Below are 13254 nucleotides of genomic sequence, written 5' to 3'. Positions count from 1 at the left end.
GGAAAGGGGCGGGGGCGGGCGGGCGGGGGCGGGGCCTCAGACGCGGAGGACGACGACGTCGTGGCCGGGGAGCCGCAGCGTCTCGCCGTCGGCGGTCGCCTCGCCCGTCCAGGACAGGACGATCTCGCGGACCTGGCCTCGCACGCGGACGTCGCGCGGCTCCTCCTCGAGGTTGGCGATGATGGCGATCGAGCCGCGGTACATCCCGATCCAGCCGCCGTCCTCGCACGTCGTCACCCCGGTGTCGACGCGCACGCCGCTGGCGAGGTCGGTCTCGGCGTGCCGCAGCGCGATGAGCTCACGGTAGAAGGCGAGGAGCCGCGCGTGTCGCTCCTGGCCGGGCTCGGACCAGTCCAGGCGGCTCGCCTCGACGGTGGCGGGTGCCTGCGGGTCGGGCACCTCGACGTCCCCGCCGTAGACCTCCTCCCAGCCGTGGGAGCCGAACTCCTCACGGCGGCCCTGGCGGATCGCCTCGGCGAGCTCGGGCTCGGCGTGGTCGGTGAAGTACTGGAACGGGGTGGTGGCGCCCCACTCCTCACCCATGAAGAGCATCGGCGTGTAGGGCCCGAGGATCGCGATCGCGGCCGAGACCGCGAGCCGGCCGTCGTCGAGCACGCGGCTGGGGCGGTCACCGATGGCGCGGTTGCCCACCTGGTCGTGGTTCTGGGTGAAGACGACGAACCGTCGCGTGTCGACCTCTGCCGGGACGGGCGCGCCCCAGACCTTGCCGCGGAACTCCGAGTACGTGCCGGCGTGGACGAAGGTCTCGGCGAGCGCCGTCCGCAGCGTCTCGGTGCTCCCGAAGCTCACGTAGTAGCCGTGCCGCTCACCGGTGAGGCGGGCGTGCAGGGCGTGGTGCACGTCGTCGTCCCACTGCGCCGTCATCCCCAGCCCGCCCTCGGCGGTGGGGGTGACCATGCGGGCGTCGTTGAGGTCGGACTCGGCGATGAGGGACAGGGGACGTCCCACCTCCCGCTCGAGCTCGGCGACGGCGTCGGACAGCTCCGCGAGCACGTGCCGCTCGGAGTCGTCGATGAGGGCGTGGACCGCGTCCAGGCGCAGGGCGTCGACGTGGAAGTCACGCAGCCAGCGCAGCGCGTTCTCCACGACGAACTGCCGCACCGGTCCGGCGTCGGGGCCGTCGAGGTTGACCGCGGCGCCCCAGGGCGTCTCGTGGCGGTCGGTGAAGTACGGCCCGAAGGACCCGAGGTAGTTCCCCGACGGCCCGAGGTGGTTGTAGACGACGTCGAGGCACACGGCCAGGCCGCGGGCGTGGGCGGCGTCGACGAAGCGCTGCAGCGCCTCGGGCCCGCCGTAGGGGTGGTGGACGGCGTACAGCGCGACGCCGTCGTAGCCCCAGCCGTGCTGCCCGGGGAAGGCCGCGACGGGCATGAGCTCGACCATGTCGACGCCGAGCCCGGCGAGGTGGTCGAGCCGCCCGATGGCGGCGTCGAGGGTGCCCTCGGGGGTGAAGGTGCCGACGTGCAGCTCGTAGATGACCGCGCCCAGGCTCGAGCGGCCCTTCCAGTGCCCGTCCCGCCACTCGTGCGCCGAGGGGTCGAAGACGCGGGAGGGGCCGTGGACGTCGTGGGGCTGCCACGCGCTGCGGGGGTCGGGCAGGCCCGGCCCGTCGTCGAGGTGGATGAGGTAGTCCGTCCCGGGGGTGAGCGGCTCCGCCGTCACCCACCAGCCGTCCTCGCGGGCCTCGAGCGGGAGACGCGCGGCGTCGTCCTCCGGACCGGCCGGGAGGCTGATCGCGACGGACCGGGCGGCGGGGGCCCAGACGGTGAGCGGCTCAGTCATCGGCTCTCTCCAGCAGTGCGACGGGGTGAGGGTCGAGGAGGTCGGCGAGACGGCACGAGCCTCCGGGCACCTCGCGTCCGGTGAGGACGTCGCGCCACCGCCCCTCGGGCAGGACGACGGTGTGCTCACCGAAACCGCCGAGGGCGTCGAGCCCGCGGGCGAGGCGGGTGACGACCGTGACGGCCCGCGGGCCGGAGTCGTCGCCGCGCGCGAAGGCGATGGCGTGGCCGGTCGACGAGGGCAGCGGCAGGTACTGCGAGGAGGCTCCGACGAAGGCGGCGGCCTCCCGGCGACGCAGGCGCAGCGCCCGGGCGGTGAGCGCGAGCTTGACCTCGTCCAGCGTGCTGGGCGTGGCGCCGTCGTCGAGACGGTCGAGCTGCCGGGCGAGCTCGGTGAAGTCCACCGGGCGCCGGTTGTCCGGGTCGACGAGCGACGTGCGGGTCACCTCGGTGCCCTGGTAGACGTCGGCGACACCCAGCACGGTGAGCTGGAGCAGCTTCGTGCCGAGCACGGCGGCGCGCACGGCCTGCGCCGTCGTCCGCTCCCACTCGGTGAGGGCCTCGACGACGGCCGGGTGCTCCAGGAGGGCGGCCGCGTAGTCGAGCAGGGCGCCCTCGCGGACGGTGTCCGGGTCGGTCCACGTCGTCCAGGACTTCTGCTCGCGCACCGCCTTGACGAGGTAGCCGCGCAGGCGCTCGGCGGTCATCGGGTCGGAGTCGGTCCACGTCCCGACGAGCACCTGCCACAGGAGGTTCTCGGCGCGTCCGTCGAGGTCCGCGGGACGGATGTCCGCCGTCGCCTCGCGCAGCCGGCGCACGAGCACCAGCCACTCCTCGGCGTACTCCGAGAGCACGCCGATGCGGGCGCGCACGTCCTCCCCGCGCTTGGTGTCGTGGGTGCTGCCCGCGGTCATCGTCGCCGGGTGCGCGGTGATGGTCTGGGCGACCCACGCGTGGAGCTCGTCGACGCTGATGCCGAAGCGGCGGGGGGAGCCGCCCACCTCGCACAGGCTCACCAGGTGCGTCCACCGGTAGTACGCGGTGTCCTCCACGCCCTTGGCCATGACCGCGCCGCAGGTCTGCTGGAAGCGGACGATGAGCTCGGCGCGGCGGGCGTCCTGGGTCCGGCCGGCGCTGCCGACCTCGTGCCCCAGGACGAGGTCGACGACGACGTCCAGCGTCTCGTGGCGGTCCTCGTCCAGCCGGGCGCGGGCCTCCTCGGCGGCCTCGCGCACCACGCGCTCGCTCATCTGCGGCGCGGGCTCGCCGGGCACGACGTAGGCGCGGTAGCGGTCGAACGCGACGAGGAGCTCGACGACGCAGTCCTCGAGGGACCGGTAGGTGTGGTCCCGCAGACGCACGTCGTCGTCGCACAGCTCGCGCAGGATCGTCGCGAGGCGGTGGACCTCGGCGTACAGCGAGGTGCCGATGATCTGCCGCTTGGCGGCGGTGATCATGTCGGCCAACTCGCCGCGGGAGTCGCCGGCGATCTCGGACATCGCGGTGCCCAGCGCGCCGGAGCCGGAGGGGTCGGTCAGGACGGAGTTGATCCGCCAGGCGGCGTCGTACCCGGTGGTGCCGGCCGCGGGCCAGTCCGGGGCGAGGGTCTCCTCGCCCTCGAGGATCTTCTCGGCCACGACCCAGGCACCGCCGGTGGCCTCGTCGAGCCGCTCGAAGTAGCCGCGCGGGTCGGCCAGGCCGTCGGGGTGGTCGATGCGCAGGGCGTCGATGTGACCGGAGCGCATGAGGTCGAGGAGCAGGGCGTGGCTCGCGTCGAAGACGTCGGGGTCCTCGACGCGCAGCGCGGCGAGGGTGTCGACGTCGAAGAAGCGGCGGTAGTTGAGCTCCTCGTCGGCCACCCGCCAGTAGGACAGCCGGTAGAACTGCCGCTCGAGCAGCTCGGCCAGCGGCAGGTGCTCGGTGCTCGGCCGCACGGGGAAGGTGTGCTCGTAGTACCGCAGCACCGGCTGCGCGCCGAGCTCGGGCTCGCTCGGCACGACCATCTGCTCCACGCGCAGCTCACCCCCGGCCAGGGCGGCCCCGACCCGCTCGCCGAGCACGGGCATGAGGATCCCGGGCCGCTCGGACCCGAGGTCGACGTCGAACCACCCCGCGTAGGGGGAGTCCGGCCCGTCCTTGAGGACAGACCACAGCGCCCGGTTGTGCCACGTGGGCGTCGGGACGGCCATGTGGTTGGGCACGACGTCGACGACGACTCCCAGCCCCGCCGCGTGCGCCGTCGTGCACAGGCGCTCGAGGCCTTCTCGGCCGCCCATGACGGCCGAGATGCGGCTGTGGTCGACGACGTCGTAGCCGTGCGTCGACCCCGGCGCCGCCTCGAGGACGGGGGACAGGTACAGGTCCGTGACACCGAGACCGGCGAGGTAGGGCACGAGCGCCTCGGCGTCGGCGAAGCCGAGGTCCGGTCCCAGCTGGAGCCGGTAGGTGCTCACCGGCAGGCGGTGGCCCGGCGAGGGCAGGTGGCGGGAGGCGGCGGTGGGCTGAGGGCTGCTCACGCCTCCTCCTCGCGCGGGCACACGAGGATGACGGTGTTGTGGGGCAGCACCTCGAGGGTGTCCCCGGGGTGGTAGTCCCCGTTCTCCGTGTGCGTCGGGTCGGTGTTGATCGCCATGCGCCACACCGCCCCGAACCCCTCGTCGGGGATGGTGAACGTGACGGGCTCGGCGGCCGCGTTGAGCATGACGAGGAGGTTGTCGTCGGACACCCGCTCGCCACGGGCGTCCGGCTCGGGGATCGCGTCACCGTTGTAGAAGATCGAGATCGACCGGGCGTGGGACTGGTCCCAGTCCTCGTCCTCCATCGGCTCGGCCGATGGCTTGAGCCAGGCGATCTCGCCCACCTCGGACTGGCCGCCGTGGCCGGGGTCGCCGGCGAAGAACCGGCGACGGCGCAGCACGGGATGGGCCATGCGGAAGTGGACCATCCGCTGGGCGAAGTCCAGGAGGTGCACCTGCTCGTCGCCGAGGTTCCAGTCCACCCACGCCAGCTCGTTGTCCTGGCAGTAGACGTTGTTGTTGCCCTGCTGCGTGCGGCCGAGCTCGTCACCGTGGGCGATCATCGGCACGCCCTGGGAGAACAGGAGCGTGGCGAGGAAGTTGCGGTGCCGGCGCAGGCGCAGCGCGCGGACCTCGGGATCCTCGGTCTCACCCTCCGCGCCGCTGTTCCACGAGCGGTTGTGCTCCTCGCCGTCGTTGTTGTCCTCGCCGTTGGCCTCGTTGTGCTTCTCGTTGTAGGAGACGAGGTCGCGCATGGTGAAGCCGTCGTGGGCGGTGACGAAGTTAATCGAGGCCATCGGCCGGCGGCCGGAGTGCTCGTAGAGGTCGGCCGAGCCGGTGATGCGGCTGGCGAACTCCGCGAGGGTCGCCGGCTCGCCGCGCCAGTAGTCGCGGACGGTGTCGCGGTAGCGCCCGTTCCACTCCGTCCACAGCGGGGGGAACCCACCGACCTGGTAACCGCCCTCGCCGAGGTCCCACGGCTCGGCGATGAGCTTGACCTGGGAGATGACCGGGTCCTGCTGGATGATGTCGAAGAAGGACGAGAGGCGGTCCACGGCGTGGAGCTCGCGCGCGAGCGTCGAGGCGAGGTCGAAGCGGAAGCCGTCGACGTGCATCTCGGTGATCCAGTACCGCAGCGAGTCCATGATCATCTGGAGCGTGTGCGGGGAGCGCATGAGCAGCGAGTTGCCCGTGCCGGTCGTGTCGAAGTAGTGCGCCTTGTCGTCCTCGACGAGCCGGTAGTACGAGGCGTTGTCGATGCCCTTGAACGACAGGGTGGGGCCCAGGTGGTTGCCCTCGGCCGTGTGGTTGTAGACGACGTCGAGGATGACCTCGATGTTGGCCTCGTGCAGCGCCTTGACCATCGTCTTGAAGTCCTGCACCTGCTGCCCCGCCCCACCGAGGGAGCTGTAGGTGTTCTGCGGCGCGAAGAAGCCGATGGTGTTGTAGCCCCAGTAGTTGGTCAGCCCCTTCTCCTGCAGGTGGGGGTCGTTGACGAACTGGTGCACCGGCATGAGCTCGAGGGCGGTGACCCCCAGGGCCGTGAGGTGGTCGATGACGGCCGGGTGGGCGATGCCGGCGTAGGTACCGCGCAGCTCCTCCGGGACCTCCGGGTGGAGCTCGGTGAGGCCCTTGACGTGGGCCTCGTAGATGACCGAGTCGTGGTACTCGTGGGCGGGCGGACGGTCGAACTCCCAGTCGAAGAACGGGTTGATGACGACCGACACCATCGTGTGCGGCGCGGAGTCGTCGGTGTTGCGCTGGGTGGGGTCCTCGAACTGGTAGGAGTACAGGGAGGGGTCGGTAGAGATCTGCCCGTCGATCGCCTTGGCGTACGGGTCGAGGAGGAGCTTGGACGGGTCACAGCGGTGCCCGTTCTCCGGGTCGTAGGGCCCGTGCACGCGGTACCCGTAGCGCTGACCCGGCTGGGCGGCGCGCAGGTACCCGTGCCAGACGTGACCGTCGACCTCGGTGAGCTCGATCCGCTCCTCGTTGCCGGCCTCGTCGAGGAGGCACAGCTCGACCCGTTCCGCGACGGAGGAGAAGAGCGCAAAGTTGGTACCGGTGCCGTCGAAAGTGGCACCCAGGGGGTAAGGACGTCCAGGCCAAGGCTGCATGAGCGATAGGTTCTCACCGCTGGGCCGATTCGGCCCGCCATGCGGAGACGACGTCCGAGGGAGGACACGTGCTCGATCTGTCGCCGGGCTGGCAGGTGGCGCTGGAGGTGGTCGGCTGGGTCGGCTCGGGCATCGTCGTCTGGTCGATGATGCAGCAGCGAATCCTGCGTCTGCGCGTGTACAACCTCGTCGGCTGCCTCGTCCAGGTGCTCTACAACGGGGTGCTCGGGGTGTGGCCCGTGGTCGCCCTCAACGTCGTCCTCGCCGTCGTCCAGGTGATCAACCTCACACGCCTGCTGCGGGGCCGGGAGGACCCGGCGTCGTACTCGGTGGCCGACGTGCCGGCCCACGGACCGCTCCTCGCGCAGCTCGTCGAGCGGCACCGCGACGACGTGGCCCGCTTCCACCCCGGGTTCACCGCGCCGACGGCGGACGCGGAGGCCTTCGTCATCATGTCGGGGGACGAGGTGGTCGGGTGCGTCGTCGTCCACGACGAGGACGGCGTGGCACAGATCGAGCTGGACTACGTCACCGAGCGCTTCCGCGACCTCTCCCCGGGCCGCTTCGTGTTCCGGCGCAGCGGGGTCCTCGCGGAGCGCGGCTACCGGGCGGTGGCCTCCGCTCCCGACACCGCAGAGCCGTACTACGAGCAGGTGGGCTTCAAGAGGCGCGGGGACCGCTACGTCCTCGACCTCTCGGCCTGAGCCGGGAGACGAGCAGGGCCCCTGACCACGGGTCAGGGGCCCTGCTGCGCTGGTGGGCGATACTGGGTTCGAACCAGTGACCTCCTCGGTGTGAACGAGGCGCTCTACCACTGAGCCAATCGCCCGCGCTGGACGATGTTAGCCCACGGGCGGGCGCGTCCCCAAACCGCTCACGGGTCGAGGTCGTCCGCGGCCCGGGCGGCGTAGAGCTCCTGGACCCGCAGCGTCACGGGCCCCGGCGTGATCTCGCGGCCGTCGATGCTGTCCACGGGGACGATGCCGCGCGTGGCGGACGTCACGGCGGCGTGCTCCGCCGCGAGGAAGTGGGCCATCGGCACGACCGCCTCGCGCACGGGCAGGCCGGCCTGCTGCGCCCACTCGAGGACGAGCTCGCGGGTGACGCCCGCCAGGCAGCCGGAGGCGAGCGGCGGCGTGAGCAGCTCGCCGTCGGCCTCGAGGAAGACGTTGGACGCCGCCCCCTCGCACAGCTCCTCCCGCGTGTTGGCGAGGACCGCCTCCGTCCCGCCCCGCCGGCGGGCGTGCTCGAGGGCGAGGACATTCTCCCCATAGGAGGTGGACTTCACCCCGACGAGGGGGGACCGCTCGTTGCGCACCCACGGCACGACGACGACGGCGGTGCGCGGGCGCGGTCCGTCCGCGCCCGGGTGGGGGACGGGTTCGGCGGAGGCGGTGAGGAGGAGGGTCGGGCTCGCGTCGGCGCGCGCCGCCCCGGCCGGCAGGGGCCCGGCGGTCCATGTCACTCGCAGCCGCCCGCTCCCGCCCTCGAGCCGTGCGGCCAGGTCGAGGGCGGCGCTCGTGACGACGTCCGCGGGCGGGACGGGCAGCCCGGCGGTGGTGGCCGAGCGGACGAGGCGGGCGACGTGGCGCCGTAGCGCGAACGGCCGTCCGGAGACGACGACGCAGGTGTCGAAGACGCCGTCGCCCACCGTGAGGCCCCGGTCCAGGGCCGTGACGACGGGCTCCTCGGCGGGCCGGACCTCACCGTCGAACCACACGAGAGTGCTCATGGGCACAGCGTGCCACCACGGGGGTCTCAGCGACCGCAGCGAGTCGCGTGTGGAGGTAGGGGGCGGGGCAGGTCAGCGGGGCGGCGCCGAGGCGAGGGACACGAGGCGGGACGCCTTGAGCTCGGTCTCCTCCCACTCGGCCTGCGGGTCGCTGCCCCACGTGATGCCCGCGCCCGTGCCGAAGCGAAGAGTGCCCGCGCCGGTGCCGGCGGGCGCGGTCCACCAGAAGGTGCGGATCCCGACGGCGAGCTCGGCCCGGCCCGCGTCCGCGTCGACCCACCCGACCGCCCCGCAGTACGGGCCCCGTGCCTGCGGCTCGAGCTCGGCGATGAGCCGCAGGGCGCTCGACTTCGGGGCGCCGCTCACGGAGGCGGGTGGCAGGGTGGCGCCGAGCAGGGCCGCCCAGCCGACGGCGTCGAGCGGGTCGCGCAGGGTGCCGCCCACCCGCGAGACGAGGTGGACGAGCCCGGGGTGGTGCTCCACGGCGCACAGGTCGAGGACCTCCACCGTGCCGGGGAGACAGACCCGCTGGAGGTCGTTGCGCACGAGGTCGGTGATCATGACGTTCTCCGCGCGGTCCTTCGCCCCCAGGTCCTCCGCCCGGGTGGCGGTGCCCTTGATCGGGCCGGAGAGCACCCGCCCGTCCTGGACGGACAGGAAGAGCTCGGGGGAGGCGCTGACCACCCACACCGGGCGCTCGGCCGCCCCGAGCGGGACGTGGACCGTCCCGGCGTGGGGGGCGGGGTTGCCGGCGGCCAGGACCGCGGCGAGTGCGGTCGCGTCCGGCTCGGCCGCCGCCGAGCCCAGCGGCGCGGACAGCACCCGGCAGATGTTGGCCTGGTAGACCTCCCCCTCGCGGACCGCCTCCCGCACCCGGCGGACCGCCGCGACGTACCCCGCCTCGTCCAGGGAGCTGCGCCAGGACGCGGGGGCGGGGCCCTCCCAGGCAGCGGCGTCGGCCGGTCCAGAACGGTCCGTGGTCCTTGTCACATCGTGGACGTCGGGGGTCACGTCGGCGAAGCGCCAACCGGTGATGCGGCCCTCGAAGTCGGCCACCACCGCCCACCACCCGGAGGCCAGGGCGTCCGGGTGTCTACGCAGGTCAGCGCACTCGACGAGGCCGCGGGCGCGCACGCCGGGGAAGTCCGCGCGGGGCTCCGGGAGGTGCCCGGGCGGGGCTGCTGAGGTCACCCGCGCCACGCTAGTAGGCGAGTTGGACGAGCGGTCCATCCCTGGGCTAATGTTGGCAACGCCGCCGGGGAAGCCCGGCAGCAACGCGGATGTGGCTCAGTTGGTAGAGCATCACCTTGCCAAGGTGAGGGTCGCGGGTTCGAGTCCCGTCATCCGCTCGAGGTACCACCCCCCGGTGGGGCAGTACAAGCCTCAGGGTGGCGTGGCCGAGAGGCGAGGCAGCGGCCTGCAAAGCCGTACACACGGGTTCGAATCCCGTCGCCACCTCGGTAGCAGTACCCGAAAGGGCGATTGGCGCAGCGGTAGCGCGCTTCCCTGACACGGAAGAGGTCACTGGTTCGATCCCAGTATCGCCCACCACATCGAAGAGGCCCCTGACCAGCGAAAGCGCAGGTCAGGGGCCCTTCTTGTGTCCGCACCAGATGGACACGAGAGGACCCGAATGCCCCCTGTGGGCCTCCTGGAGGCCCACCAGAGGCCCACGGACTGGTGATCGACAGACACCTAGCCCGTGGGAGGCGAGAAGCCGATGGCAACAGGAAGCAGGCGAGGGTTCGGCAACACCGAACGTCGCAAGAACGCGAGGACCGGCAAGACGACCGGATGGCGGGCGCGGTACTTCGGGCCGGACGAAGCCCGGTACCACCAGACCTTCACGACCAAGATCGACGCCGAGGCATGGTTGCGCTCGGAGGAGGCGCTCATCGCACGTGGGGAGTGGCTCCCGCCCGACCAGCGGGTGGCGCGTGTCACGGTGACCCTTAACGAGTACATCGCGGCCAACCTGAGCGTTCGCAGTCTCGCCCCTCGCACCCGCGAGGAGTATGAGAGCTACGTGGAGCGGTTCCTCGCCAACGACGAGCTCGGCAGGAAGTCGCTGAGGGCGATCTCCGCCCGCGACATCACCTCCTGGTACACGAGGCTGCAGCGCCAGACCGGCAAGACGATGACCGCGCGCGCATACGGGTTGCTGTCCTCGGTCTTCAACGCCGCGGTGCGCGACCGGCTCGTGGACCACAACCCGTGCACGATCCGTGGTGCCTCCGAGGCGCCGCGCAGGTCGAAGAAGACCATCGCCACCCCTGAGCAGATCGCCGAGGCGCTGCTTCACCTCGACGAGCGGTATCGGGCCATGATTCTCCTGGCGGCCTGGTCGGGCCTGCGATCCGGAGAGTTCCGCAACCTCCGTCGCCGAAACATCGACCTCGTCGGCCGCAGGGTCGTCGTCGATGAGCAGATTCAGAACCTGCGCGGCCAGGGCAAGGTCGTGCGGGCGGTCAAGACCGAGGCGGGTGCGCGGATCGTTCACCTGCCGGCCTCGGTGACGAACGTCCTCGCGACACACATGGTCACGTTCTCCCAGGCCGGTCCCGACGGGCTGGTCTTCCCTTCCCACGTGGGCACGCCGATCTCTCAGTCAGTGCTTCACCAGGTGTGGGATGAGGCGCGACGGGCGATCGGCCGGCCGGACCTGCGCATCCACGACCTACGTGCGACCGCAGCGACGCAGGCGGCACGCACCGGGGCGACGATCGCGGAGCTGCAGGCGCGACTGGGGCACACCACACCCAACGCGGCCATGAAGTACCAGACGGCCGCCGCGGCGCGCGACGCTCACATCGCCGACGCGCTGGATGACTTCATCTTGGTGCCGATCGACCTGACGGCGCCGAAGAAGAAGGCGCACGCGCCTCATGGCAGGAAGAACTCCCAACCGAACGCCACCGGTGAGAAACGATCCGAGTGAGCTCCACGGCTCGTCCGGAGGCCCACAGTTTCGACAGGCGTAGGCCCACGGCGTCGGGCTCCGATGGCCAAATGACGGCCGGTGACGCGGCACGTGGCCAGGACCGATGCCGGAGCCCGATGGCCGCATGGGCCTACGGGCCGCGTCCGTAGGCCCACAGGAATCCCGCAACGACCAGTGTCGCCCACTCTCAGGCAACGGTCCGCGTCGTGGTGATGGTCGTTATCAGGCACCGGTCGACCTCGTCGAGGTCGACCCGGACCATCCGGCCAATGCGATACCCGGTGAGAGTGCCATCGGCAATGCGCCGGCGCAGCGTCTTCGGGTGGACGCCGATGTGTTCGGCGGCGACTGCCAACGAGACGAGGTTGGCTGAAACCACAGTGTTCCGGACAGTGGTGGTCTTTGAGGACCGCATGTTGCACATCTCCTCTACGGGTCGGGATTCTCGTCGGGGGCCGGTGCCCAGCCCGGGCGCTGAAGGAAGGTCGCACGCAGGACGTAGAGGAGGCCCCCGCACCCGGCGGAACCTTGTCGCGTGTCCTCGACGGTCATCGGTCGAGCCCGGTGTGGCCGTGGACGTGGCGGAGGTGAGGGCGTGGCGGGGTGGCCGGCGCCGGGCGGTCGCCCGGGCGGACGATCTCGCCGAAAGGCGGCCGCTGGGGTCCACGATGGGTGGTGTCTGGCGTGTCGGCCAGACCGGCGCGGAGTGCTTCGGCAGTGACGTTGCTGAGCGCTTGCGCCAGGTCGCGGTCGAGTCGGTCGGGTGTGCTGGAGACGGTGACGGCGGCGGGTCCCCAGGCTAGGGGGTCGGCGCCGACCGTGCCGAGGACCTGGCCGATGTTGTTCTCGAAGTAGGTGTTGATCTCCACGTCGCGGTCATCGACGTGGATGGTGGTGGTGTTCTCGAAGTCCTGCGACCGTGTGCTTTGACCGTCGGGCCGGTGCCTTAGGACAAGCAGGTCGGTGGGCGAGTCCAGGCCGGGGAGCCTGCGGTGGGCGCCGGCCGGGAGGCGGACCGCGCCGAGCAGGTCGGCGACCAGGTGCAGGTGGCGGCGCGCTTCGGGGAACGGTTGGTCCATCAGGTCGTGGGAGGCGAGGAGGATTGTGTACCCGCCGGAGCGGGTGAGTGTTGCCAGAGTGAGGGCGAGCTGGGCTTGGACGGTGCGCCGTACGATGACGTGCCCGGGGTGTTGGAGACGCACGTCGTTGTAGGGCAGGGACGCCATCACGACGTCGAACCTGTCGTGCGCCTTCGGGGGCCGCAGCTGCACCAGGAACTGAGTGCTCGGGGTGTGGGTATCGGTGATGTCCGCGACCACGGACGCGGGCGAGGAGCCGTCGGTGTGCGGCAGCCCGATGAAGGTCGCGGCGTCGTCACCGAGGGCCAGCACCCGGCCCTCGGTAAAGCCCAGATCGCGGAGCATGGTCCACAGGTGGGTCGCGATAATGCGGTGCGCGGGCTGGGCGGAGGTCGTGCTGTGGTCCTGGAGTGCGAGGTGGTCAGCTTCCAGGCGCAGGGCGTGCGGGTCGTTCGCGTCGTCGCGGTAGGGGGCCCCGGTCATCACACACCTCGCCTTTGCTCGCCGGTGCGGGCCGCGGCGCCTGCCCTGGTGGCGCGGCGGGAGTCGAGGTCGGCGGCGACGAATGCCGCGAAGTCGGCCTGCCGGTCGGTGATGGACTTCTCCTCGGCCGGGGCCACGGCGGGCTCGCCGGGCCAGGAGGTGGCGCGGGTAGGCCGGTCGCGGTCTAGGCGGGTGCCGGAGGTGGCGACCCACTCGCGCAGGCGTTCGCGGGCGTCGGCGAAATCGGCGTGCCAGGCGAGCGGTCCTGAGCCGGAGCTGCCGGGTTCGTAGCACGCCAGCCGGTGGGTGTGGAGGGCGGAGAGCTCCTCCACCAGCTCGGGATGGCGGTGCCACAGTGGCGGGACCACGGTCGGTGGCAGCCCGTAGGTAGTGCGCAGCCAGCTGACGAACTGGTCCAACGCCCGCCACTGCGCCTCGGCCTCGGCCGCGGTCAGCGTCGGCCAGTCGACGGGCTCGACCGGGCCGTCCCGAACACCCGAGCCGCCGAGGCGGTCGAGGCCATCGGTGAGCCCGGCCTCGAATACCGCGAGCGGCCCCTCAGGGACGGTCACTCCAGGCCCGTC

Annotated in this window: 10 protein-coding genes and 4 tRNA genes; 5 read left to right on the top strand and 9 right to left on the bottom strand. The window is 71.7% G+C overall.

The annotated features are described in order from the left end of the window. Positions 1–36: 36 nt before the first annotated feature. Genes treZ through glgX form a run of 3 tightly spaced genes read right to left on the bottom strand, consistent with a single transcriptional unit; the run spans position 37 to position 6435 of the window. Positions 37–1803: a malto-oligosyltrehalose trehalohydrolase gene (gene treZ / locus GD632_RS09305; RefSeq protein ID WP_152191294.1), complete on the bottom strand. Its 1767-nt coding sequence runs from the start codon at positions 1801–1803 to the stop codon at positions 37–39. After that, complete coding sequence (treY, locus tag GD632_RS09300) at positions 1796–4318, bottom strand: malto-oligosyltrehalose synthase (protein WP_152191291.1); 2523 nt, start codon at positions 4316–4318, stop codon at positions 1796–1798. Before treY ends, treZ begins: the two co-directional genes overlap by 8 nt. Next, complete coding sequence (gene glgX / locus GD632_RS09295) at positions 4315–6435, bottom strand: glycogen debranching protein GlgX (protein ID WP_152191289.1); 2121 nt, start codon at positions 6433–6435, stop codon at positions 4315–4317. The genes treY and glgX overlap by 4 nt, the downstream gene beginning before the upstream one ends. 146 nt (positions 6436–6581) lie before the next feature. Between glgX and GD632_RS09290 the strand changes: the two genes are divergently transcribed. Then, positions 6582–7139: a hypothetical protein gene (locus GD632_RS09290; RefSeq protein ID WP_452176650.1), complete on the top strand. Its 558-nt coding sequence runs from the start codon at positions 6582–6584 to the stop codon at positions 7137–7139. 50 nt (positions 7140–7189) lie between these two features. On the opposite strand, the gene GD632_RS09285 is transcribed toward GD632_RS09290, so the two are convergent. The 3 genes from GD632_RS09285 to GD632_RS09275 all read right to left on the bottom strand — a co-directional run bounded on the left by GD632_RS09285 (position 7190) and on the right by GD632_RS09275 (position 9358). After that, positions 7190–7264, bottom strand: a tRNA-Val gene (locus GD632_RS09285). 45 nt (positions 7265–7309) lie between these two features. Beyond that, complete coding sequence (locus tag GD632_RS09280; protein ID WP_152191286.1) at positions 7310–8167, bottom strand: aminotransferase class IV; 858 nt, start codon at positions 8165–8167, stop codon at positions 7310–7312. Positions 8168–8239: 72 nt separating this feature from the next. Next, entirely contained in the window at positions 8240–9358 is a 1119-nt protein-coding gene (locus GD632_RS09275) for a chorismate-binding protein (protein WP_405002530.1), read from the bottom strand. An 85-nt stretch (positions 9359–9443) separates the two neighbouring features. On the opposite strand from GD632_RS09275, the gene GD632_RS09270 reads away from it, so the two are divergent. The 4 genes from GD632_RS09270 (at position 9444) to GD632_RS09255 (ending at position 11105) form a co-directional block, all read left to right on the top strand. Next, a tRNA-Gly gene (locus GD632_RS09270) sits at positions 9444–9516 on the top strand. 38 nt (positions 9517–9554) lie between these two features. Continuing rightward, a tRNA-Cys gene (locus tag GD632_RS09265) sits at positions 9555–9625 on the top strand. An 18-nt stretch (positions 9626–9643) separates the two neighbouring features. Beyond that, positions 9644–9718: transfer RNA gene (locus GD632_RS09260), tRNA-Val, on the top strand. A gap of 169 nt (positions 9719–9887) precedes the next feature. Then, the gene (locus tag GD632_RS09255) at positions 9888–11105 is read left to right on the top strand and encodes a tyrosine-type recombinase/integrase (protein WP_152191273.1); all 1218 of its coding nucleotides are present in this window, start codon (positions 9888–9890) and stop codon (positions 11103–11105) included. A gap of 190 nt (positions 11106–11295) precedes the next feature. Here GD632_RS09255 and GD632_RS09250 read toward each other — a convergent pair whose 3' ends face one another. The 3 genes from GD632_RS09250 to GD632_RS09235 all read right to left on the bottom strand — a co-directional run bounded on the left by GD632_RS09250 (position 11296) and on the right by GD632_RS09235 (position 13242). After that, positions 11296–11523: a helix-turn-helix domain-containing protein gene (locus GD632_RS09250; protein WP_152191271.1), complete on the bottom strand. Its 228-nt coding sequence runs from the start codon at positions 11521–11523 to the stop codon at positions 11296–11298. 133 nt (positions 11524–11656) lie between these two features. Further along, positions 11657–12670, bottom strand: coding sequence for a hypothetical protein (locus GD632_RS15995; protein WP_193311424.1), 1014 nt, complete (start codon positions 12668–12670; stop codon positions 11657–11659). Beyond that, entirely contained in the window at positions 12670–13242 is a 573-nt protein-coding gene (locus GD632_RS09235) for a hypothetical protein (RefSeq protein WP_152191259.1), read from the bottom strand. The genes GD632_RS15995 and GD632_RS09235 overlap by 1 nt, the downstream gene beginning before the upstream one ends. Between the last annotated feature and the right edge of the window lie 12 nt (positions 13243–13254).

The organism is Georgenia satyanarayanai (assembly GCF_009193135.1).
Lineage (GTDB): Bacteria > Actinomycetota > Actinomycetes > Actinomycetales > Actinomycetaceae > Oceanitalea > Oceanitalea satyanarayanai.
Note: the sequence above shows the minus strand (reverse complement) of the source record. Positions and strands in the feature narration are given on the sequence as shown.

Excerpts from the sequence above, each read along its gene's own strand:
- treZ (WP_152191294.1), bottom strand. The coding sequence starts at position 1,803 with ATGACTGAGCCGCTCACCGTCTGGGCCCCCGCCGCCCGGTCCGTCGCG.
- glgX (WP_152191289.1), bottom strand. The coding sequence starts at position 6,435 with ATGCAGCCTTGGCCTGGACGTCCTTACCCCCTGGGTGCCACTTTCGAC.
- GD632_RS09290 (WP_452176650.1), top strand. The coding sequence starts at position 6,582 with ATGATGCAGCAGCGAATCCTGCGTCTGCGCGTGTACAACCTCGTCGGC.
- GD632_RS09280 (WP_152191286.1), bottom strand. The coding sequence starts at position 8,167 with ATGAGCACTCTCGTGTGGTTCGACGGTGAGGTCCGGCCCGCCGAGGAG.
- GD632_RS09255 (WP_152191273.1), top strand. The coding sequence starts at position 9,888 with ATGGCAACAGGAAGCAGGCGAGGGTTCGGCAACACCGAACGTCGCAAG.
- GD632_RS09250 (WP_152191271.1), bottom strand. The coding sequence starts at position 11,523 with ATGCGGTCCTCAAAGACCACCACTGTCCGGAACACTGTGGTTTCAGCC.
- GD632_RS15995 (WP_193311424.1), bottom strand. The coding sequence starts at position 12,670 with ATGACCGGGGCCCCCTACCGCGACGACGCGAACGACCCGCACGCCCTG.